The sequence below is a fragment of the Streptomyces sp. NPDC059679 genome, assembly GCF_042734105.1.
In the GTDB taxonomy this organism is placed as follows: Bacteria; Actinomycetota; Actinomycetes; order Streptomycetales; family Streptomycetaceae; genus Streptomyces.
Window position 1 is genome coordinate 71,737 of sequence record NZ_JBHWES010000035.1, and the last position, 23,774, is coordinate 95,510.

The window sequence follows — 23,774 nt, forward strand, 5'->3', positions numbered from 1 at the left end:
GTGGGAGTCTGATGGATTATGTTGGACTGCTGGCCCGAAGTGTGGTCAGTTGAACCCTGCACGTCAATGGGTGGGCGGCCGCTCAAGGGTGCGAAAGTTTTCGGCCGCGCTGTGCGGTTTCGTCTCAGTGTGGGCGGGTCAGGACCGGGGCCCGCCCGGGTGGCATGCCCGGCGGACGCCGCGCACGCTGGCGATATGGCACAGGGGCTGCGACAGCTGCGACAGTACGTACCGGACACCGGCCCACGGGTGCGGGTCAACCAGGTCGGCTATCTGCCGTACGGACCGAAACACGCGACCGTCGTGACCGACGCCCCAGGACCGATCCCCTGGCAGCTGAACAACAGCGCCGGCGCCACCGTGGCGTCCGGCACCTCGACACCGGCCGGGGTGGACCCGTCCTCCGGACAGCGGGTGCACACACTGGACTTCGGCGCGGTGGCCGGGACCGGCACCGGATACACGCTGAGCGCCGACGGGCAGACCAGCTACCCGTTCGACATCTCCGCCACCCTCTATGACCAACTGTGCTCCGACGCCCTGCACTTCTTCTACGTCCAGCGCAGCGGCATCCCCATCACCGAGGCGCTGGCACCCGGGTACGGGCGGCCGGCCGGACACCTCGGTGTCGCCCCCAACCAGGGCGACACCAGCGTGCCCTGCCTGCCGGGTGTCGGTGACTATGCGCTGGATGTGCGCGGCGGCTGGTACGACGCCGGCGACGCGGGCAAGTACGTGGTGGGCGGCGGGATCGCCACCTACCAACTCCTCAGCCAGTACGAGCGGACACTCACCGCACCCCCAGGGCGCCTGGGTCCGCTCGGCGACGGTGATCTGCGCATCCCCGAGGCCGGGGACGGCGTACCGGACATCCTCGACGAGGCGCGCTGGGAGCTGGAGTTCCTGCTGCGCATGCAGGTGCCCGCCGGGCAGCCCCGCGCGGGGATGGCGCACCACAAGGTGCACGACGACGACTGGACCGGGTTGCCACTGTCCCCGGACCAGGACCCGCAACCGCGCCATCTGCACCCGCCGTCCACGGCGGCGACACTCAACCTGGCCGCTGTCGCCGCGCAGGGCGCCCGGCTGTACGCGCCCTATGACCAGGACTTCGCCCAGCGCTGCCTGACCACCGCCCGTACCGCCTGGGCGGCGGCCCGGACCCACCGGGAGGTGTTCGCCGACAGCGCCGACGCGATCGGCGGTGGCCCGTACGACGACACGGACGTCACCGACGAGTTCTACTGGGCGGCGGCCGAACTGTTCCTCACCACCGACGAGCAGGCGTTTCTCGATGCCCTTCGGGCCTCGCCGTACGCCGCCGGCGAGGCGTTTCCGCCGTCCGGGTTCGGCTGGCAGCAGGTCGCCGCGCTCGGCCGGCTCGACCTGGCGACCGTGCCAAGACCGCTGCCGGACGCCGACCGGACGGCCGCCCGCGCCTCGGTGGTGGCCGCCGCGGACCGGTATCTCGATACGGCGCACGGCCAGGCGTACGGGATGCCGCTCGGCGCAGGCGAGTATGTCCAGGGCTCCAACAGCGTGCTGCTCAACAAGCTCGTCGTCATCGCGACCGCCTTCGATCTGACCGGTGACCGGCGGTATCGCGACGGGGTGCTGGAAGGTCTTGACTACATCTTCGGCCGCAACGCCCTCAATCAGTCCTATGTGACGGGATACGGCGAACACCACTCCCACAACCAGCACAGCCGCCTCTACGGCCATCAGATCGACCCCGCGCTCCCGGAGCCACCGGCCGGTTCGATGGCGGGCGGCCCGAGCGCCGGCCTGGAGGATCCGAAGGCCAACAGGCTGCTGATCGACCGCACCGTCGATCCGCCCCGGCGGCCCGCGCCGCAGCTCTGCTACCTCGACGACATCCAGTCGTGGTCGACCAACGAGGTCGCCGTCAACTGGAACGCGGCGCTGTCGTGGGTCGTCTCGTTCGCGGCCGACCAGCCAGTGGCGGCAGAACACGGACGCGGGGCTATCCGATGAGTTCCTGGGTGCCGAGGACGGTGAGCAGCGCGAGGCGTTCGGCGTCCTTGGTGCCGGGTTCGGCCGTGTAGACCCTGATGCGCAGTTCGCTGCCGGCCACGGTGAGCACATCGCAGTCCAGCGTCAGGGGCCCCACCCGTGGATGGTCGATGGTCTTGCGTGCGGCCTCGTGGCGGCCGACGGCGCCGGAGTCCCACAGCGCGGCGAACCGCTCGCTGTGTGCGCGCAGTTCGCCGACCAGCCGACCCAGCCGCTGGTCGGCCGGGTAGCGGTCGGCGGCGGCGCGTAGATCGGCGACCAGTGAGGCCTCGAACTCGCGCAGGGTCTCGGGGGTGTGCCGCACCCGGCTGCCCGGGCCGAGGAAGTGGCGCCAGACGGCGTTGCGCTGGTGGCCCCGCCATCCGGACGGATCGCCCATCAGCGCCGCGTACGGCGGATTGGCCAGCAGTATCGTCGCGGTCGCGTCGAGGACCACGACGGGCGTCCCGGTCAGCCTGTCCAGCACTCGCTGGATGCTCGGGGTGATATGCGCGGGGACCGTGTCCGGGCCCGGCGGCGCCAGCCCGGCCAGCCGGAACAGGTGTGCGCGCTCGGTGTCCGACAGCCGCAGGGCCCTGGCCAGGGCCTCGACGACCTGAGTCGACGGATTGGAGGCGCGGCCCTGTTCGAGGCGGGTGACGTAGTCGACGGAGATCCCGGCCAGCAACGCCAACTCCTCGCGGCGCAGTCCGGGCGCCCGCCGGTGTCCGCCGGTGGGCAGTCCGGCCGCCTCGGGCGGCACCCGGTCGCGTAGGCGGTGCACTGCCTGCCCGAATTCAGCCGTCGCCATGCACACCAGTGTGCACCGCCGGGCCACGCCCCTGCCTGGTACCAGCAGTCCCAGGAACACGGGACGCCTGGCTGACCGCCCCGCCCCGCCGGACCCTGGCGGCATGACGACAACACTCATCACCGGAGCCAACAAGGGGCTCGGTTTCGAAACCGCCCGTCGGCTCATCGCAGCAGGTCACACCGTCTACGTCGGCAGCCGGGACGCCGAGCGCGGACGCCGGGCCGCCGAGCGGCTCGGCGCGCGGATGGTCCTCATCGACGTCACCGACGACGCGTCCGTCGCGGCCGCGGCGAAGGCCGTCGAGGCCGATGGCGGACTGGATGTGCTGGTCAACAACGCCGGCGTCGAGGCGCGGGAGCCGGATGGAGGGGTGGCCGGTGCCGCGGAGGTGACCGCCGACGCGATGCGGTCGGTCTTCGAGACGAACGTCTTCGGCGTGGTGCGCGTGACCCATGCGTTCCTGCCGCTGCTGTCGCGGTCCGCCGCCCCGGTCGTGGTGAACGTCAGCAGCGGCCTTGCCTCGCTGACCAGGGTCACCGCCCCGGATACCCCGACGTACGCCTACCCGGGCGTCGCCTATCCGGCGTCGAAGACCGCGGTCAACATGGTCACCGTGCAGTACGCGAAGGCGTTCCCGCAGATGCGGATCAACGCGGTGGAGCCCGGCTACACCGCGACGGATCTGAACCGGCACACCGGCATCCAGACCGTCGAGGAGGGCGCCGAGATCATCGTCCGTATGGCGCAGGTGGGCCCCGACGGCCCGACCGGGGGCTTCTTCGACGCCGCAGGCACCCTGCCCTGGTAAACCGATCGGTTTCAGTGTGGCGGAAACCGCACTAGCCTGTCGCACATGACCACAGACACGACGAAGACGAGCTCCCGCGACCGGCTGCTGGACGCCGCGGCCACCCTTGCCTATCTGGACGGCGTCGGTGTCGGCGTGGAGGCGCTGTGCAAGGCGGCGGGGGTGTCCAAGCGCTCGATGTACCAGCTTTTCGAGAGCAAGGACGAACTGCTGGCGGCGAGCCTGGAGCGGCGTGCCGCCGGCTTCGCCGCGCGGTTCCTGCCCGGGGCGGACGACGCCCGTACGCCGCGTGAGCGGATTCTGGGCCTCTTCGAGCAGGCGGAGGAGCAGGCGGAGGAGCAGGCGGCCGAGTCGGCCTATCGGGGCTGCCCCTTTCTGGCCGTGCAGATCGAGCTGAAGGATGTGGATCACCCCGCGAGCAGGGTCGCGCACCGGATCAAGGAGGGTCTGACGGCGTTCTTCCGGGACGAGGCCGAACGGGGCGGGGCGAGCGATCCCGATCTGCTCGCCCGGCAGCTGAGCCTGGTCTTCGACGGGGCGAGCGCCCGCGCCGGTATCCAGGCCGACTCCCTGGCCGGGCTGCTCCTGCCGACCGTGGTCACCCTGCTCGACGCCGCCGGTGTGCGCTGACCTGCCAAGGCGCGGCCCCACTCAGGGTCCTGCCCGCCCGACCGGTGCGTCTTCTGCTCGGTTGTGTTTTCAAACCCGCCTTGCGTCAGGAAACCGATCGGTTTACGGTGGCGATGTCAGCCTGAGAAACCGATCGGTTTACCACAGTGGGAGACATCATGACTGCGATCAAGGACGCTGTTGTTCTGGTCACCGGCGGCAGCCGCGGCATCGGCCGGGCGCTCGTGGAGGAGGCCTATGCGCGCGGTGCCGCCAAGGTCTACGCCACGGCCCGCGATCCGCGCACGGTGACACACCCCGATGCCGTCCCGGTGGCGCTCGAGGTCACCGACCCCGCCTCCGTGGCGGCCGCCGCCGAACAGGCCCAGGACGTCACCGTCCTGATCAACAACGCCGGCGCCTCGGTCGGGGCCTCCTTCCTCGGCTCCCCGGTCGCTGACGTCCGCCGGGAGTTCGAGACCAACTTCTACGGGCCGCTGCTGGTCGCCCGGGCCTTCGTACCCGTCATCGAGCGCAACGGCGGTGGCCACATCCTCAACGTCCACTCCGTGCTCTCCTGGCTGGGCAACGCCGGCTCCTACAGCGCCTCCAAGGCCGCCCTGTGGTCCCAGTCCAACTCCCTGCGCCTGGAGCTGCAGCCGCGCGGCATCGGGGTCACCGGGCTGCACGTGGGATACGTGGACACCGATATGACGGCGGACATCGACGCGCCCAAGGCCGACGCGGGCCAGGTGGCCGCGGCCGCGCTCGACGGCGTCGAGTCGGGGGCGTACGAGGTGCTGGCCGACGACCTCACCCGGCGCGTCAAGGCGGGGCTGGCCGAGGACCCGGCGGTGCTGTACCCGCAGCTGGCGCAGTAGCGCCCGCGTGTTGAACCGCGGCGCGTACGCGGTTGAACACCACTCCGAACGGCCCTGGGAGCGGGGAGAATCCCCCGGCGGCAGTGTCGCGATCGGCACCCCCGCTACGCGGTGCCCGAACCTCCCGCCGTGAGGAACCAGTCGACCGCCGAGCTGACCGCGGCGGGGTTCTCCACCGGCAGCTCGTGGCCCGCGTCGACGATCCGTACCACCGCGTCCGGGTAGTCCTTGGCCATCCGCAGCATCTGCGACACCGGCAGCTGGATGTCGTGGTAGCCGTGCAGCAGCAGCGTGGGCGTCCGGATCTCACCGACCCGGTCCAGCACATCGAAGGCCCGCATCGCGTCGTAGCACGTCATGACCACCTCGCGCGGCGTGGTCGCGGAGGCGCGGGCGTATTCGCGGACCTCGGCGCGCGGGTATCCGGGGCCGAAGGCCCGCTGGATGTTGACCGTGACGAAGACGCGGAACGGCAGCAGTGTCGAGGCCGCCATCAGCAGGCCGCGGCCGCGGTTGTAGACCATCCGGCTGATCGAGTTCACCAGCACCATGCGCTCGATCCGCTCCGGGTGGTCAAGCGCCAGCGTCTGGGCGATCATGCCGCCCATCGAGTGGCCGACCGGGACGAAGCGGTCCACCTCCAACCGGTCGAGCAGGGCGGACACATCGCCCGCCAGCTCCGCGATGGTGCGCGGCATGCCGTCGCTCTCGCCGTGCCCGCGCAGATCGAGCCGGATCACCCGCCGGTGCGGGGCGAAATGCGCCATCTGGTGGTCCCAGCGGTGCCGGTTGGCCGTCCAGCCGTGGATGAACACCAGCGGCACACCGTCGCGGCGACCCTCGTCGTCGAACGTCAGTCGGGCGCCGCCGACTTCGAGCTGCGGCATGGGTCATGACCTCCGGGCTGTGGTGCGTGACGGTGCAGGGCTGTGGAGTACGGGATCACCGGTGCTTGCCCAGGAAGTCGAGGATGTGCCCGAACACATCGAGGGCGGCGCCCCGGCCGATGAACGTATCGAGGTGACCGTAGCCGGGGACCTCGGCGTACGCCACATCCAGCCGTGGCTGACGCGTGGCCAGCACCTCGTGGCAGAGCTTCTGGGAGTCCAGCCACAGCCCGTTCTCGCTGCCGGAGAGCAGCAGCACCGGGCAGTCGATACGACCGGCCTGGTCCAGCGCGTTCTCCGGCAGCGCCCGGTAGCGGTCGTCCCCGTGGTGCCAGCGCACCACGCTGCGCGCCAGCTCGATCCGGCGCAGATGCGGCAGGATCCACAGCGGCGCCGGACCCAGCAGCTCCGCCAGCCGGTTGTGGGTGGTGGCCGACAGATGCTCGTGTACGAACAGCGAGGCGCCCGTGCCCCAGGCCGAGTTGTGCAGGATCTGGCAGGTCGGATCCGGGCAGCTCGCCTTCCGGGAGGCCAGGGCGAACAGCGGGGTGTACCGCGACCAGAAGCCCACCGTGCGGAAGTCCACGGGGATGTGGTCGACACGGGACTTCAGCAACTCGGCGGCCAGCGTCATCCGCAGGGAGGTACGGCCCGCCAGCTTCGGCGTCAGAAACACCCCCTGCGCCACCACCCCGGCGAGCCCGGGCACCAGACCGCCCGCCATGCTCATCGACAGCGAGAGCGCGCCGATGCAGTGGGCCACGACGAACAGCGGACGGTCCCCGATCCGCTGCCGGACCAGCGCCACCGCCTCGGGGATGTCGTACACGGCGACATCGTCGTAGGTGTACCGGCGGCCGGTCTCGTTGTACGGGAGCCGGCAGCTGCCCCGCCAGTCCAGCAGCCACGGTTCGTACCCCTCGTCCAGCAGGACCTCGACCAGGTTGCGGGTCTCGGGCAGCACAAACATGTCGGAGGACGCGGTGTGGCCGTGCAGCAACAGCACCGCGGGGCGGTGCCCCTGGCCGGGGGAAGAGCCGGTGGCGACCCTGCTCAGGCCGAGCCGGGTCCCGTCCTTGGTCCGGAACGGGATCTCCTCGACCCTCGCCCCGTCGAGCCGGACGTACAGCGGCCGGAGGGTCACCGGGGTCCGCGGGTTCACCGGGGCCATCGGGGTCTGCGCGGTCCTGCGGGTCCGCGGGATCCTCGGGGTCAGCGGGGTCATCGGGTGCGCTCCGTCAGCGTCGGGTTCCGGCGAAGGTCGAGCAGGTCCGCCCCCACTCGGGCGAACGGGCCGAGCAGGCCCCGGCCCACCTCCAGGCCGAACCAGGCCAGCCACGTCAGTTTGGCGACCCGCTTCTCCTGGCTGGAGAGGCGTGGGTCGACCCGGATGCCGTCGATCTGGTCGCGCACATAGCTGTCGGCGGGCACGACGACCTCGCCCGCCAGACACGCGGGCTCGCCCTCCCGGCCGATCTCGACGGTCAGCGCCCGAGTCTGCCGCCACACATCGCGCCGCGCACGGGCGAACTTCCGGCCCTCCAGCCACCACCGCCCGCCGTCGGCGTCCCGCAACCGCAGCCGGTAGAGCAGCAGTTGATGCCGCGGACCGTGCGTCAGGGGTATCCCCTCCTGCGGACGGACCCACAGATCGCCCCGCTCCACCACGACCGGATCGGGGTGCAGCAGAGCGCAGAAGAGCTCGCCGCGGACATCGACCCGGCGCTCCCGCACCAGCTGGTACATGCTGGCGATGGACAGGGTCAGCGACAGCGTGCACCTGCTGTGCGCGGGCCCGCCGACCGAGCCCAGGCTCCCCTCGATCGTCTCGGGGAACCACAGATACGGCGGGTCCTCGCGGTCGGGCAGCCGGCCGAGGCCGTCCTTCGCCAGCCGCTCGAACGTCTTCAGCTGCGCCTGCGTGTCGTACCGGGCCGCGGTCGGCAGGCCGTGCGCGGCGACGAACGCGCTGGTCCGCTCGTCGGTGGCGGCCGGCCCCGTCAGCGTCGCCTCGCACAGCTTGAGGGCCGCGGGGCTGCGCAACACCCTGGTCAGGAAGTCCAGCTTGGGGACCGGTTCGGCCTCCAGGCGGGCCAGGGCGTCGGCCCGCCACTCGTCCCACTCCTGCACGGTCACGTTCATGCCGCCGAACCCCATGTCCCGCACCACGTCGTCCAGGGTGTTCGGGACACCGGTCAGGTTGTAGTTGTAGCCCCAGGCGCCGGGTTCGCGGATCACGGCCGTCGCCACCCGGCTCACCCAGTCCACCGGGGCGGCGTTGAGGTAACGGAAGGCGGGCACGGTACGGAACCGGCCGAACGCCGAGATCAGCCCGCTGCTGAGGTCCTGGGCGTTGTATGCGCCCGTCTTGGTGTGTCCGCCGATGCCACCCGGGCGCATCATGGTGACCACCAGACCGTGGTCACGGGCGCGCCGCAGCGCGGTCTCGGCGGCCCACTTGGACCTGTCGTAGCCGGCGACGAGGCGGTCGATACGGGCGAGCGGATCGTCCTCGCCCATGGAGACGATGCCGACCTGGTTGAAGACCGCGATCGATGAGATGTGGTGCAGCGGCTTGGGCCGCCCGGTCGCCGCCAGTTCGGCCAGCGTCAGCGGCCCGATCACATTGCTCTGCCGCAGCGACGCGTAGCCGCGCAGAAAGTCCACCGCCGCCGCCACGCTGACGACCGAGTCCAGCTCCTCAGTCAGCGCGTCCCAGCGCTCCTCCGACAGGCCGAGGCGCGGCCGGCGGAGGTCGCCCGGCAGCACCGTCACCCGCCTGCGGATTTCCGAGGACCAGGGGAGGGCGAAACCGGCCAGCGCGGCGCCGAGCCGCGATGTGGCCTCTTCCTCGTCAGCCGCGCGGATCAGGCAGTAGACGTGGGCGTCGCTGTACCGCAGCAGATCGAGCAGCATATGGCCGCCGAGAAAGCCGGTTGCCCCGGTCAGCAGGATCCGACGGGGCGGGGCGGGCTCCGGCGGGCCCGTCCACGGCAGGGCGTCGGCGCGGGCGAGGTCGGCCAGGACCAGATCCAGGTCCTCGTCGGCGGTGTTCACGGGCAGGGCGCGGGCCGTGCGGACGGGGGTTGTGGGGGCGGGGGACGTGAGGACGGGGGTCGGCGGGGCGTGTACGGTCCGGATCCCGGCGGCGGAGAGCCAGCGTTCGGCGAGCCGGCGCGGCCGGGCGTCGGCGAACACATCGTCCAGGGCGAGCTCCACACCCGACTCCCGGGCCACCGCGGCGACCAGCTCCACCGCGTCGACGGAGGTGCCCCCGGCGTCGAAGAAGTCGGTGTCGGGCCCCATCCGGCCATCGGGCAGATAGCGGGCCGCCGCGGCGGCGATGGCCTCCGCCAGCTGGTCCACGTCGGCATCCACCCTTGCGCCAATGTCTGCGCCGATCTCTGCGGTTGGCCCATCTTCGAGCTTATCTCCGGGATTGTCGCCCGCCGTTGCCTGCGAGGGGGCCGAGGCCCCGGGCAGGGCCCGGGCCAGCAGGTCGGCCACGCCGAGCCCGCCGCCGCCCCGTTCGATCGACTCGCCGGTCAGCCGCTGCCCCTCGTCCGCCGCGCCCACTCGCATGGCCTCGTCACTCACCGGGTCTTTCCGTTCGCTTCTCCGCCCGCGAGGCGAATCCGCGGCTTGCGTGGCATGGCGCGGCTGGGTGGCCTCGCGTGCGTCGCTCACGTAGTCCGTCCGTCCCTTCGTCAACTCACTGCTCCCAGGACCGGAACGCCCGCAGGTGTTCCGGTGTCGTCACGACCGTCACCCGCGCATCGTCCGGCTCGCCGCCGCCCAGCGCGGCGAGCAGCCGCCGGGCCGGTACGTTGCGCGGTGTCCGCTCCGCCGTCAGGCGCACCGTCGCGCACCCCAGGGCGTCGGCGCGGTCGGCCAGCCACCCCAGCAGCCGCTCCTCCACCCCGCGGCCGAGCGCACGGCAGCTGAGCATCCAGGCCAGGACGTCGAGCCGGTCGCCCTCCCGGCGCACCGCGAGCAGCCCGATCTGCCCGTAGTCCCCGAACCGGTCGCGGGCCGCGGCCGTCCACACCTCGCCCTGCCGGCGCCACCGCTCCAGATCGCCGCCGTCGGCCGACCGGGCGCGGAGGGTGAACTGATTGGTGCGGCGTACGAGTTGCTCGGCGCGCTGGACATCGGGTTCGGACAGCGGCCGGATGTCGACCTCCAGGTCCAGCTGGGCGAGGAATTCCGCGAACCCGGCCCGTTCGCGCTCCGCGTCACGGGCCCGCTCCTGGCGGTAGAACTCCGCGCGCAGCGAGTCCTCCGCCGTGGCCGCGGCGGGGACCAGCGGCCACAGCCGGGCCAGGAAGGGCGCCAGCTCCCCGGCCGCCGGGCAGGTCACGGACAGCACCTCGGGCAGCGCGGACCGCATGGCGGCGATCTCGACCGGGTTGTCGTCGAGGAACACGAAGCTGTCAAGGCCCAGGTTGAGGGTGCGCGCCGCGGCCTCCAGGCGCTCCGCCTTACGGCCCCACGTGGCGGAGACCACGCTGAAGTGCTCCGCCCGAAGGAGGCTGTCCGGGCGGTTCAGCACGGCCCGTACCGTGGCCTCGTCGTTGTTGCTGACCAGGACCAGCAGGGCCCCGGCGGCGCGCCACTGGAGCAGTCGGCGGGCCAGCAGCTCGCGGGGGCCGCCGAGGTCCACGCGGTCCGGGCCGATCTCCCCGGCCACGCCGCTCCACAGCGTCTCGTCGCCGTCCACCGCGATCACCTTCGGCGGCGTACGGCGCACGGCCCGGACCACCTCGGCCAGGGTGAGCGCCACGGCCGCCTGGAACGGCGGGGTGAACGGCAGATGCGCCAGCTTGTCGGTGTGGTCGTCGAACCGGTCCGCGACCGCGTGGTGCCGGGTCCAGTCGTCGTGGCGCAGCACCGCGACACCGGGCAGCTCCGCGAGCTCGGCGGCCAGCTCGCGCTCCCACCGCTCCAGACGGTCGTCGCCGTACGAGGACGGGAGGAACCCGACGACCAGCGGCGTCCGGGTCCGTTCGGACAGGGCCCGCAGCGCGGCCGGATACGCAGTGTGCAACTCGGCGAGCAGCGCGTCGCCGACCGGTCCGAACCGCTCCAGGTCGGTGGCCCTCAGCAGCACCACGCCGAGCGCCGTGGAGGGGTCGGCGAAGACCCCGGAGGGATCCCGCAGGCTCGCCAGCACATGGTGGTAGGGCGCCTCCGCGACCGCCACCCCGCCGCCACCGCCGGTTGACGCGGTGTCATTCGCGTCGTTCAGGGCCGTTTCGCACAGCAGCGGCAGGTTGCCGAGGGCGAAGGTGGCCGCGAGGGCGAGCGAGGGACGCGGCGTCGCGGGACGGGCGGGGGTCGGGGCCACGGGACCGGCCGTGGCCACCGGGCGGGTGGGGGCCGCCGGGCGGGTGGGAGCCGGGGGACGGGCCGGGGTCGCCGGATCGTCGGCCGCTACGGCGAGCAGCCCCAGGAACGCCTCGCCGAGCGCGGCGCAGACGGCCTCGTCCATGATGTCCAGGTTGTAGTCCAGCCGCAGCCGTCCGGAGTCCGGCGTCATGGTGACCATCAGATCGAGGTCGGAGTATCCGGTCCCGGCCGGCAGGACCTCCAGGTGGTCCAGCCGCGCCGCCGAGGAACGTACGTAGTTGAAGTACACCTCGACCAGCGGCGCGTTCTCCCGGTGGAGCCCCTGCGCCGCGAGCGCCGACAGGGCGTCGGAGAACATGGCGCCCTTCGTGAGCACCCGGTCCAGGCGGCCGTCGGCGCGGCGCAGCACGTCCTCGATCGCCTCGCCGGGGGCGGCCTGGGCCGGGATGGGCACCGGCACCCCGAAGAAGCCCACCGCGTCGTACGCGTCGACGTGGATACGGGTGTCCACAGGCACGGCGAGCACGAACCGGTCGCGCTCCCGCTCGCGGGCCAGCAGCACGGTCAGGACGCCCAGACAGAAGGCGGCCGGTGTGATCGCCAGCCGGCTCGCCCGGGACGACACCCGCTCCATGAGCCGGTCGGGGATCGCCAGGGTCACACTGCCCGCCCGGAAGGAGCGCACCGGCGGACGCGGCCGTGCGAGGGTCAGGTCGAGCCGGGCGCTGCCGGTGAACGCCTCGCGCCACTCGGCCGCCGCGTCGTCGCGGTGGTCGGTGAGCTGCGCCTCCTGCGCCTGGAGCAGCAGGTCGATGTCGCGGTTGGAGACGGTGTCGCCCAGCGCGGTGTCGTCCAGTGGGGTGTCGTCCAGCGCGGTGCCGGACAGTTCGCGGTCGATCTCGGCCGCCACGAGCAGCAGCGACTGCAGATCGCTCACCGCGTGGTGCGCGCCGAACACCAGGACCTGGCCCTGGTCGCCGCGGTCGAGCAGTTCGAACCGCCACAGCGGCGCGGCCGCCAGGTCGAACGGCGGCTCCAGCAACTTCCGCAGCCGCCCGTTCACCTCACCATCCTCACCACCGTCCTCGTCCGCGCCGCCGCCGAGCTCCGACCAGCGCAGCAGGGGTCCGGCAGGCGCTCGTTCGACCCGCAGCCGCGGCCCCTCCTCGGTGCCGGTGCCGGTGAGGATCGCCGTACGCAGCGCCGCGTGCCGCCCGGCCAGCCGGTTGAGGATGTCGGTCAGCCGCCGCCGGGTGGTGGGCACGGTGAGCCGGACCGCGAGGCCGATGGCGTGCGCGGCGCTCGGGGTGTCCCGCCGGGCGCTGCGCAACAGCCGCACCACGTCACGGGTCGCGGGCCGCACATCGGCCTCGGGCACCTCTGCCTCGGCCGCCGGAAGAGCGGAACCTGGCCCGGCGGTGGCGGTGGCGGTGGTGGCCGTGGTGGCGTTCTGGGTGGTGTCCCGCTCTGCCAGCGCCGCGCCCAGGTCCCGCGCGAGGCCGCGGATGTCGGCCGCCGAGAACACCGCGGAGGTGGGCAGTTCGACGCCGAGGTCGCGGGTGAAGGCGTTGCGCAGCCTGACGATCGTCAAGGAGTCGAGGCCCAGCTCCTTCAGGGCCGTGGTGGGCGCGGCGTCCGTGACACCGAGACCGGCCACTTCGCCGACCCTGGCCCGTACATAGGTCTCCAGCCGGTCGGTCCGCTCCCGGGCCGTCGTGGCCGTGAGCACCCGCTCGACCAGCCCGTCCGCGCCTCGCGCGGCGGCCGGGGCGGCTTCCAGGGCGGTGACCAGGTCGGACAGCAACGGCCGCGACCGTGCCGTGTCGGGGTCGTGCGCGAGCGCCGCCCAGTCCAGGGCGAGCGGCGCGAGCTGACGGCGCGCCGTGGGCAGCAGCCGCTCGAAAAGCTCGCCTCCCTCCTGCGGGGAGAAGCCGATCAGACCCGACCGGCTCACCGACGCGGCCCGGGTGTCGGACCCGGCCACCAGCCCGACGCCCGTCCAGGCACCCCAGTCGAGGCTGAGCGCGGACCGGTCGGCGCGGGCGAGATGGTGTGCCCAGGCGTCCAGGAAGGCGTTCGCCGCGCAGTACGCGCTCTGCCCGGCCGAGCCGAGCAGGCCCGCCGCCGACGAGAACAGCACCAGGCGCTCCGCCTCCGGCACCAGCTCCGTGAGCAGGGCCGTGCCCAGCACCTTGGGGGCGAGGACGCGCTCCACCCGCTCGTCCGTCAGAGTCGGCAGAGTGGCGTCGTCGAGCACACCGGCGGTGTGGACGACGCCGGTGACCGGGCCGAGTTCGCGCCGCAGCCCGTCCAGCGCGGTGGCCAGGCCCTCCCGGTCGGCGACATCCGCCCGGACGTGGCGTACGGTCACGCCGCGCCCCCGCAGCGCCTCGAGCCAGCCCGCCGCCTCCGGGGTGGGCGCGCCCCGGCTCAGCAGCGCCAGCCGGCGCGCCCCGCACCGCACCAGGCGTTCGGCGACGACCCGGCCGAGGCCGCCGAGGCCACCGGTGATCAGATACGTGCCGTCGGGGCGGATCTCGCCGTGTCCGGCGTCGTCCGGGCGGGTGCGTACGAGGCGTGGCACCAGGCGGCCCGTCGCGCGCAGCGCGACCAGGCGCTCGTCGTCGGCGTGCCGCAGCTGCGTCCACAGGGCGTCGAGGCCGCCGTCGGCCGGCAGGTCGATCAGCGTGGGGGCCAGCTCGGGGTACTCCTGGGCCACCCCGAGGCCGAAGCCCCAGGCCAGCGCCTGCTGCGGATGTGTCACCTCCGCGCTGTCCCCGGCGGCCTGGGCGCCCCGTACGACGAGGAACAGGCGCGGGGCCCGGCCGCGGGGCCGCTCGGTGAGCGCCCGTACCAGGTGCAGGGTGGTCAGACAGCACAGCCGGGCCACCCGGCTGGCGGCCTCGGCCGAATCGGTCGCGGAGTCGATCGCCGGGGCATCGAGGGCGGACAGCTGGACCACCCGCTCGGGCGGGCCCTCGGGGAACGCCTCCTCCAGCAGGCGCGCCAGGTGTTCCGGGTTCAGCGGATCGAGCCGGTAGCGCCCCGGCGCCTCGGCCGCGAAGGTGTCGCCCCTGCGGGCCACCACATGTGCCGCCGGACCGAGCAGATCGCTGAGCGCGGCGCCCACGCCCGACTCGTCGGACAGGATCAGCCAGCTGCCCCGGGTGGGCAGCTCCCGCGCGGCGGGCCGGGGCAGCCACCGCGTCTCGAAGAGCGAGCCGTCGAGCGGAGACAGCGCGGTCAGCGCGGCCAGCCGGAACCCCTCGACGTCCAGCACGAGTTGTTCCCGCTCGTCCCAGAGGCGCAGATCCAGGGTCACGACGTCCCCGTCCACCGCGCGCAGCGAGCAGGTCGCCCAGGCCGGAGCGGTACGCAACCCCGTGAACCGCAGCCGTCCGACCCCGGCGGGTACGAACGCCCGGCCCGCGGGGGCGTCGCCGGGCAGGGCGGCGGTCTGGAAGGCGGCGTCGAGGAGCGCGGGGTGCAGCAGATGCCCGGAGGCGGGCAGTTCGGCCAGCCGGCCGAGCGCCGCGACGTCCGAGCGCCGGCCCTCCGCCAAGTGCCGGAAGGCCGGGCCGTAATCGATGCCCAGGGCGGCGAGACCGGTGTGGACACCGGCCATGTCGACCGCTTCGGCGCACCTGTCCCGCAGCGCGGCGAACCGTTCATCAGCGGCGCCGGGTCCGTCGTCGGTGTGGGCGACGAGCCCGCGGACGTGCCGTATCCAGGTCGGCCGCCGCTCGTTCAGGGCCGTCGAGGCGATGGTGAAGCTCCGTACGCCGTCCTCCTCGGGCCGCAGGACCAGTTGCAGCCGTACGGGCGCCTCGGCCGCCAGCCGCAGCGGCGCCTCGAACTCGACCCCGGCCAGCCGCACCGGTCCGCCGCCGTCCTGGAGCGCCGAAGCCGCCGCGAGCGCCATCTCCAGGAAGGCCGCGGCGGGCAGCCACACCTCCCCGGCCACCCGGTGGTCGGAGAGATAGCCGAACCGGTCGTCCCGCAGGTCGATGTCGGTCTGGAAGAGGTGCCGGTCCGGTTCGTCGCTGGCCTCCAGGTGCGTGCCGACCAGCGGCGAGGTGCCCGGCCCCGAAGTCGGCGCGGGAGCGGCTGACAGCCAGTGGCGCTCCCGGGCGAAGGCGTACGTGGGGAGGTCGGCGCGGCGGCCCGCCGGGAAGAGGGCCGACCAGTCGGGCGTGTGCCCCGCGCTGTACAGCCGCCCGAGCCGGCGCAGCAGCCCGTCCCGGCCGCCGTCGTCGCGGCGCAGCGAGCCGACGCTCACCGCGTCGGCCCCGGCCTCGGCGGCGACGGACTCGATCGCCGGGCCCAGCGACGGATGCGGGCTCAGCTCGACGAAGTAGCGGTAGCCGTCGTCCAGCATGCGCCGCACCGTGTCGGCGAACCGGACCGGCTCCCGCAGATTCGCGTACCAGTAGTCGGCGTCCAGGCGGTCGCCGGCGATGGGTTCCGCCAGCACCGTCGAGTACAGCGGGGTCCGCGCCCGTGTGCCCCGGACACCGTCCAGGGCGTCGAGCAGTTCCCCGCGCAGCGGAGCCATCAGCGGGCTGTGGGAGGCGAACGCCACAGGCAGCCGCCGCGCGGGCACCCCTTCCTCGTCGAGCCGCCGTCGCAGCTCGGCCAGCGCGCCTGGGTCGCCGGAGACGGCGGTGGACGTTCCGCTGTTGACGGCCGCCACGAACAGCCGGTCCGGGTACGGGGCGAGGAACCGCTCGACCTCCTCGCGCGAGCGCTCCACGGACAGCAGCCCGCCCGCACCCGCCAGCGGCACGATCGCGCGGGCCCGCCGGGCCACCACGGCCGCGGCGTCGTCCAGGGTGAGGGCTCCCGCTCCGTACGCCGCGGCGATCTCGCCCAGGCTGTGGCCGACCACCGCGTCGGGGACGACTCCCAAGGAGCGCCAGGCTGCGGCCAGCGAGGCGTTGACCGCGAACAGCACCGGTTGGAGGACGTCCGTCCCCTCCGAGCTGGGCGCGCCTTCCTCGCCGTGCAGCACCGCGAGCACCGACCAGCCGGTGTGGCGGGCGATCGCCTCGTCGCAGCGGGACAGCTCCTCCCGGAACGCCGCCGAGCCGGCCATCAGCTCCACGCCCATGCCGGGCCACTGTCCGCCGTGTCCGGGGAAGACGAACGCCACCTTGCCCTCGGGCGCGGCCCCCGACGGCGACAGCGACACGGCTGCCTGAGCGTCTCCCCTCGCCACCGCGTCGAGACCGGCCAGCAGCTCGCCCCGGCCACTGGCCGGCACCGCCGCGCGCCGCTCGAAGTGGCTGCGGTGGCGGGCCAGCGTATGGGCGATGTCCGGCAGCGCGGACGCGAGACCGTCGGCCGGGAGCGCGGCCAGGTGTTCGGCGAGCCGGGCAGCCTGGCCGCGCAGGGCGGCGTCGCTGCGCGCGGACACCACGAACAACCGCCGCTCCGAGGCCCCTTGGGGCAGAGGGGAGACCTGCGGGATCGGTGCCTGGTGTGGCGCTTCCTCCACGACCACGTGGGCGTTGGTGCCGCTGATCCCGAACGCGCTGACCCCGGCGCGCCGCATCCGCGCGCCCGACGGCCAGGCCACCGGTTCGCGCAGCAGCCGCAGCCCGCTGCTGTCCCAGTCCACGTGGCGGGTGGGCCGGGTGGCGTGCAGGGTGCGCGGCAGCGTCTGGTGGCGCAGCGCGAGCACCACCTTGATCAGACCGGCGATGCCCGAAGCCGCTTGCAGATGGCCGAGGTTCGACTTGAGCGAGCCCACGTACAGGGGGCGGCCCTGCGGGCGGGAGGCGCCGAACACCTCCGACAGGGCGCCCGCCTCGATCGGGTCGCCCAGTGTGGTGCCGGTGCCGTGCGCCTCCACGTAGTCGATGTCCGCGGGCGCGAGCCCGGACAGCTCCAGGGCCCGGCGTACGACCCGCTCCTGGGCCGGGCCGTTGGGCGCGGAGAGGCCCTGACTGCGGCCGTCCTGGTTGACCGCGGTGCCGCGCAGCACGGCGAGCACTTCGTCGCCGTCGCGCCGCGCGTCGCCCAGCCGCTTGAGCACCACCATCCCCGCGCCCTCGGCCCAGACCGCGCCGTCGGCGTCGTCGGAGAACGACCGGCACCGGCCGGTCGGGGACAGCCCCCGCAACCGGCTGAACTCCACGAACGTCTGCGGCGTGACCATCAGCGTCACCCCGCCGGTCAACGCCAGATCACACTCGCCGGAGCGCAGCGCCTGCGCGGCCAGATGCACCGCGGTCAGCGAGGAGGAACACGCGGTGTCCACGGTCAGGGCCGGGCCGTGCAGCCCCAGGGCGTAGGCGAGCCGGCCCGAGGCCACGCTGAGCGCCGTCCCGGTGCCGACATGGCCGTCCAACTGGTCGAGCCGGGACCCGGCCAGGTAGTCGCTGCCGAACATGCCGACGTACACGCCGGTCGTGCTGCCCGCGAGCTCGGCCGGTACGATCCCGGCGCGCTCCAGCGCCTCCCACGCCGTCTCCAGCAGCAGCCGCTGCTGCGGGTCCATCGCGGCGGCCTCGCGCGGGGTGATCTCGAAGAAGCCCGCGTCGAAGGCGTCGATGTCCTGGAGGAAACCGCCCTCCCGGGCGTACGTCTTGCCCGGGGCCTCCGGGTCGGGGTCGTACAGCGACGCGACGTCCCAACGGTCCGCCGGGAACGGGCCGACCGCGTCGCGGCCCTCGGCCAGCAGCTCCCACAGCGCCTCGGGTCCGGCGACGCCACCCGGCAGCCGGCAGGCCATGGAGACCACGGCGATCGGCTCGTCGGAACCGGCACGTGCCGCCGGAGCACCGGGCGCGGGCCGCTTCGCCGTACGGTCGGCCGACGCGAACACGGTGTTCAGCAGATGGTCCGCGAGCCGGGCCGTCGTCGGATGGTCGAACAACACGGTGGCCGCCAGCCGGGAGTCGAGCCGGGCACCGATCCGGTTGCGCAACTCGACGGCCATGAGCGAGTCCATGCCCAGCTCGCGCAGCGGCTGATCGGGGCGGATGGCGTCCGGCGAACGCAGCCCCAGGACCCGGGCCGCCTCCGCACGGATCAGGGAGCGCACCCGTTCGGTGCGCTCGGCCTCCGGGAGGCGGGCGAGCCGGTCCGCCAGGGCGGCGCCGCCCCGGGCGGCCTGTGGCGTGGGCAGCAGCGCGCGCCACAGCGCCGCCGCCGGGCCGCCGTCATGGGCGAAGGTGTCACGCAGCCGCGACCGGTCCACGGCCCAGGCGACCAGATGCGGAGCGCGGCGCGACAGCGAGAGCTCGACCAGCTCACACGCCTGATCGGGGCTCAGCGCGCGATAACCCGACCGGGCCATCCGCTCCAGATCCGCGTGTTCGGCGGCGAGCCCGGCGCCCGACCAGGGCCCGAAGGATACGGAGACGCCAGGCAGCCCCAAAGCCCGCCTGTGGTGGGCAAGTTGGTCGAGAAAGACGTTGGCGGCCGCGTAGTTGCTCTGCCCGGCGTTTCCCACCACCCCGGCGGCCGAGGACACCAGCAGGAACAGGTCGAGCGGTGTGTCGGCGGTGAGCCGGTGGAGGTTGACCGCGCCCGCCACCTTCGGGCGCAGCACCTCCGCGAACCGCTCGGGCGTCTGCTCGGCGAGCACCCCGTCGGCCAGCAGCCCCGCACAGTGCACGATGCCGCGCAGCGGCAGTTCACGGCCACCGCCTGCACGGCCGGCGCGGTCGAGCACCTTGGCGAGCGCCGTCCCGTCCGCCACATCGCACGCCACCACGTCGACCTCGGCGCCGAGCGCGGACAGCTCCGCGGTGGCCTCGGCGTGGCGGGGGTCGTCGGGGCCACGCCGGGAGGTCAGCACCAGCCGCGGGACACCGCTCTTCGCCAGCCACCGCGCGATATGCCCACCCACCGCGCCCAGACCCCCGGTGATCAGCACCGTGCCGTCGGTGGGCACCACTGTCTTCGGGTCCGGCCGGTTGCCGAGAGGGGTGGCCCCCCCGGCCCGGGTGCGTACGAGGCGTGGCGCCAGCAACCGGCCGTCGCGGAGGGCGAGTTCCGGCTCGTCGGGCTCGGCCACGGCGGCGGGCAGGGCGGGCCATGGGCCGGGGCCGTCGAGGTCGATCAGGCGCAGTCCGAGCTCCGGGTGTTCGGCGCGGGCGCCGCGGGCCAGGCCCCACAGCGCCGACTGGGCCAGGCCCGGCACCGCGTCGCCGCTGTCGGCCGCCACCGCGCCGCGGGTCACCCAGACGACCCGTGACGGCGCGCGGTCCCGTGGAAGAGCGAGGAGGGCCCTTAGCTCGGCAAGCCCGGCTGCCGTCAACTCCTCGGCAGCGGCGGCAGGTTCGGCCTCGGGACCGGCGGCCGGCCAGAGCCTGATCAGCGTGTCGGTGCCGTCCGGCAACGCGTCCACCGTGCCGGCCGCACGCAGCCCGGTCCCGGCCGGGTCGAGGCTGCTCAGGGCCGCCGCCACTTGCTCGTCCGAAGGGGCGCCGAGCAGGACCCAGCCATCGCCCGGCGACGGCGCCACGCCCGGCTCGGCCTCGGTGGCCACGGCCGTCCATGCCACCTCGTACAGATGCCGAGCGCTCTCGGCGGCGCCCCGCAGCTCCGCCGGGTCGGCGGCGCGCAGCCGTACGCCCTCCAGACGCCCCACCGGAAGGCCGTCCGGGTCCCACAGCGCCACGTCCAGCGTGATGTCCGGCCCCGTGCCGCCGGTGCGCCGCACCGACGCGATGAGGTCGGTCGCCCCTCCAGGCGGCAGTTCGCATCGGTCGACGGCGACCGGGAGCAGCGCCCGGCCGGAGGTGTCGAACGCGGCGGCCACCTGCAACGCGGCGTCCAGCAGAGCCGGATGGACCGGATACGGATCCGCCGCATCGCGGGCGTGCGACGGGAGCGACAGCCGGGCCAGCAGCTCACCGTCGGCGGTGCGCACCGCCGACCGGACGCCCTGGAACGCCGGGCCGTAGCCGAGGCCCGCCTCGGCGAGACGCGCATAAGTGTCCGGGCCCCAGCACGGCTCGGCCGCCTCCGGCCACACCGGAGGCCGGCCGAAGGCCCCGGTGACGGGTTCGCCGGCCGACGCGGTGGCGTGCAGCGTCCACCCCTCGGCCCCGGACTCCGGCCCGCGCGGCCGGCTGTGCACGAACACCTCCGGCACGGCCCGCGGGTCCGCGGCCACGACCTCGACGGACACCTCCACCGTGCCGGAGGCGGGCAGCGTCAGCGGCGCGAGCAGCAGCAGGTCGGCCACGTCGGCCGGACGGTCGGGGCGGGCCAGGGCGAGCGCGGCCCGGCACAGCTCCGCCAGGGTGGTCCCCGAGACCACGACCTGCCCGAACACCATGTGGTCGGGCAGCCATTCCGCCGTGGCGCGGGACCACTCGCCGCGGAATGTCCAGCGCGTCGCGTCCGGCGACTGCAGCTGGACTCCGAGCAACGGATGTCCGGCGCGGGGGAGCGGGCCCCAGGCGCCGGCCGGGGAGTCGGGCTCGGTCCAGTAGCGCTGCGGATCCCATGCGTACGTCGGCAACTCGGCCCACGCGCCATCGGGGACAAGACGCGACCAGTCGATCTCCCGCCCGTGGACGTGCAGTTCGGCCGCCGCCCGGTCCAGACAGGTGGGCCCGTCCTCGTCGCGCCGCAGGGAACCGACGGCGACCAGGTCGCCTCCGCTGTCCTCGGCGACCGTCCGCAGGGCGGTGAGCAGCGACGGATGCGGGCTGAGCTCGACGAAGTACCGGTAACCGTCGGCCACCATGCGCTCCACGGTGGCGGCGAAGCGGACCGGTTCGCGCAGATTGCGGTACCAGTAGTCGGCCTCCAACTCCTCGCCGACCGGCCCGCCGAACACCGTCGAATACCACGCCACTGACGCCGGATACGTGACGATGCCGTCGAGTTCGGACAGGATCGCCTCGCGTACGGGCTCGACCTGCGCGCTGTGCGACGCGTAGTCGACACTGAGCCGCCGGGTGAACACCTGCTCCCGCTCCAGGCCGGCCAGCAGCGACTCCACCGGCGCCACGTCCCCGGCCACCACCGTCGACCTGCCGCTGTTGACGGCCGCGACGGACACTTTCCCGCCCAGCTCCGCGAGGCGGGCCTCGATTTCCTCGGACGGCAGGGCCACCACGGCCATGGCTCCCGTCCCCACCACACCGGTCAGCACCCGGCTGCGCAGCGCCACCACGGCCGCCGCGTCATGCAGACTCAAGCTCCCGGCGACACAGGCCGCCGCGACCTCGCCCTGGCTGTGCCCCACCACAGCGTCCGGCCGCACCCCACGGGCCCGCCACAGCGCCGCCAGGGACACCATGACGGCGAACAGCACCGGCTGGACGACATCGACCCGCTCCAGCGGAGGTGCCTGCGCGTCGCCGCGCAGGACGGCCGTGACCGACCAGTCCGTGTACGGGCGCAGGGCGGCGTCACAGCGGTCGAACTCGTCCGCGAACAGCGCGGAGCGGGCCAGCAGATCACGGGCCATTCCGGCCCACTGCGCGCCCTGGCCGGGGAACACAAAGGCCAGCTTCCCCGGTGGAAGCGTCTCCCGCGCCTCCACGACCAGGTTCTCGTCGGCCTGCCCCGAAGCCAGGCCGCGCAACCCGCTCAGCAGCTCGTCGCGGTGGCGTGCCACGACGACGGCGCGCCGCTCGAAGTGCGTACGGTGATGCGCCAGTGTCGCGGCGACGGCCGACAGGGGCGGGCCAGGTTCGGCCGCCGTCAGGGCGTCGAGGAGCCGGCCGGCCTGTCCGCGTAGCGCGGACAGGCCACGGGCCGACAGCGGGAACAGCGTCACCTCGGGCCGCTCACCGCCAGTGTCGTCCTGCCGAGACGGCGGGGACGGCACGGCGGACGGCGTCAGTTCCTCGGGCGGCTCCTCGATCACCACATGCGCGTTGGTCCCGCTGATCCCGAACGCGCTCACCCCGGCTCGGCGCACCCGCTCGCCGCGCGGCCACGCCCGCGCACGTCCTGCCACCTCCAGGCCGCCGCCCGCCCAGTCGATCTGCTCGGTCGGGTGCTCGGCGTACAGTGACGCCGGAAGCAGTTCATGCCGCAGGGCCAGCACCATCTTGATGACGCCGGCGATCCCCGCCGCGGCCTGCGGATGGCCGATGTTCGACTTCACGGACCCCACGCCCAGCGGCCGGTCGGCCGGGCGGCCGGGGCCGAAGACGGAGGCCAGCGCGCGGCCCTCGATGGGGTCGCCGAGCCGGGTGCCGGTGCCGTGCGCCTCCACGTGGTCCACGTCGTGCGGCTCCAGGCCCGCCGCGTCCAGGGCGGCGCGTACGACCCGCTCCTGCGCCGGGCCGCTGGGGGCGCTCAGCCCCTGGCTGCGGCCGTCCTGGTTGATCGCCGAGCCCTTGACGACCGCGAGGACCCGGTCGCCGTCCCGTCGCGCGTCGGCCAGCCGCTTGAGCAGCACCAGGCCGCAGCCCTCGGCCCACACCACGCCGTCCGCGTCGTTCGAGAACGGCCGGCACCGCCCGGTGGGCGACAGCCCGCGGAGCCTGCTGAACTCGACGTGGCCGCGCGGGGTGACCATCAGCGTGACGCCGCCGGCCAGGGCGAGGTCGCATTCGCCGCCCGTCAGCGCCCGCGCGGCCAGGTGCAGGGCCACCAGCGAGGAGGAGCAGGCGGTGTCGACCGTCACGGCCGGGCCCCGCAGGTCCAGCGCGTAGGCGAGCCGGCCGGAGGCTACGCTCGCCGCCGCGCCCGTGCCGACGTGCCCGTCCAACTGGCCGAGCCCGGCCGAGGCCAGGTAACCGCTGTCGTACAGGCCCAGGTAGACGCCGGTGGAACTGCCGCTCAGCGCCCTGGGGACCATCCCGGCCCGCTCGATCGCCTCCCAGCCGGTCTGCAGCAGCAGCCGCTGCTGCGGGTCCATCGCGGCCGCCTCGCGCGGCGCGATGCCGAAGAACGAGGCGTCGAAGCGGTCGATGTCGGTGAGGAACCCGCCGCGCAAGGTGTACGCCCTGCCGGTGGCCTCCGGATCCGGGTCGTACAGCGCCTGGGTGTTCCAACGGCCCGCGGGGACCTCGCCGATGACGTCCTCACTCGCGGCCAGGAGCCGCCACAGCCCCTCCGGGTCGTCCGCGCCCCCGGGGAAGCGGCAGGCCATCGAGATGATCGCGATGTCGTCCACGGGGGACGCGCCGGACCTGACGGATACGGGCGACGTGGCGGGCGTACGGGCGGGTCCGGCGCCGGACAGCGCCGCGGCGACCGAGGAGATGGTGGGGTGGTCGTAGAGGAGGGACGGATCCAGCTGACGGCCGACCTGCTCGGACAGGCCCACAGCCAGCGCCACCAGATCGTGCGACCCCAGGCCGAATTCGGCGATCGGCTGCTCGATGTCGACCCGCAGCGGATCGAGCCCGGTACGGTCGGCGACGGCCCGCACCAGCCACGCCTGGACGGCCTCGGCGGAGACCTTGGGAAACTTCCTCGCGGACATC

The 23,774-nt window shown here is 73.8% G+C and carries 9 protein-coding genes; 4 read left to right on the forward strand and 5 right to left on the reverse strand.

Features of this window, described 5'->3' with window-relative positions; genetic code table 11:
- Positions 1-66: 66 nt before the first annotated feature.
- Complete coding sequence (locus tag ACFV2X_RS31655; protein ID WP_385623037.1) at positions 67-1,995, forward strand: glycoside hydrolase family 9 protein; 1,929 nt, start codon at positions 67-69, stop codon at positions 1,993-1,995.
- Here ACFV2X_RS31655 and ACFV2X_RS31660 read toward each other — a convergent pair.
- Positions 1,985-2,824 (reverse strand): helix-turn-helix transcriptional regulator, encoded by an 840-nt coding sequence (locus tag ACFV2X_RS31660; protein ID WP_385623039.1) that lies wholly within the window; start codon positions 2,822-2,824, stop codon positions 1,985-1,987. The genes ACFV2X_RS31655 and ACFV2X_RS31660 overlap by 11 nt on opposite strands.
- Before the next feature lie 103 nt (positions 2,825-2,927).
- On the opposite strand from ACFV2X_RS31660, the gene ACFV2X_RS31665 reads away from it, so the two are divergent.
- From ACFV2X_RS31665 to ACFV2X_RS31675, 3 genes are all read left to right on the forward strand, one after another.
- Positions 2,928-3,635: an SDR family NAD(P)-dependent oxidoreductase gene (locus ACFV2X_RS31665; RefSeq protein WP_385623042.1), complete on the forward strand. Its 708-nt coding sequence runs from the start codon at positions 2,928-2,930 to the stop codon at positions 3,633-3,635.
- A gap of 45 nt (positions 3,636-3,680) precedes the next feature.
- Positions 3,681-4,265, forward strand: coding sequence for a TetR/AcrR family transcriptional regulator (locus tag ACFV2X_RS31670; RefSeq protein ID WP_385623044.1), 585 nt, complete (start codon positions 3,681-3,683; stop codon positions 4,263-4,265).
- A gap of 158 nt (positions 4,266-4,423) precedes the next feature.
- The gene (locus ACFV2X_RS31675; protein ID WP_385623047.1) at positions 4,424-5,125 is read left to right on the forward strand and encodes an SDR family oxidoreductase; all 702 of its coding nucleotides are present in this window, start codon (positions 4,424-4,426) and stop codon (positions 5,123-5,125) included.
- 104 nt (positions 5,126-5,229) lie between these two features.
- On the opposite strand, the gene ACFV2X_RS31680 is transcribed toward ACFV2X_RS31675, so the two are convergent.
- The 4 genes from ACFV2X_RS31680 to ACFV2X_RS31695 all read right to left on the reverse strand — a co-directional run bounded on the left by ACFV2X_RS31680 (position 5,230) and on the right by ACFV2X_RS31695 (position 23,773).
- Positions 5,230-6,012 carry an alpha/beta fold hydrolase gene (locus tag ACFV2X_RS31680; RefSeq protein ID WP_385623049.1) on the reverse strand — a complete coding sequence of 261 codons (783 nt, stop codon included), beginning with the start codon at positions 6,010-6,012 and terminating at the stop codon, positions 5,230-5,232.
- A 55-nt stretch (positions 6,013-6,067) separates the two neighbouring features.
- The gene (locus ACFV2X_RS31685) at positions 6,068-7,237 is read right to left on the reverse strand and encodes an alpha/beta hydrolase (RefSeq protein WP_385623052.1); all 1,170 of its coding nucleotides are present in this window, start codon (positions 7,235-7,237) and stop codon (positions 6,068-6,070) included.
- Entirely contained in the window at positions 7,234-9,609 is a 2,376-nt protein-coding gene (locus tag ACFV2X_RS31690) for a thioester reductase domain-containing protein (protein WP_385623054.1), read from the reverse strand. The genes ACFV2X_RS31685 and ACFV2X_RS31690 overlap by 4 nt, the downstream gene beginning before the upstream one ends.
- A gap of 115 nt (positions 9,610-9,724) precedes the next feature.
- Positions 9,725-23,773, reverse strand: a complete 14,049-nt coding sequence (locus tag ACFV2X_RS31695) for an SDR family NAD(P)-dependent oxidoreductase (RefSeq protein ID WP_385623056.1) — start codon at positions 23,771-23,773, stop codon at positions 9,725-9,727.
- Position 23,774 lies beyond the last annotated feature (1 nt).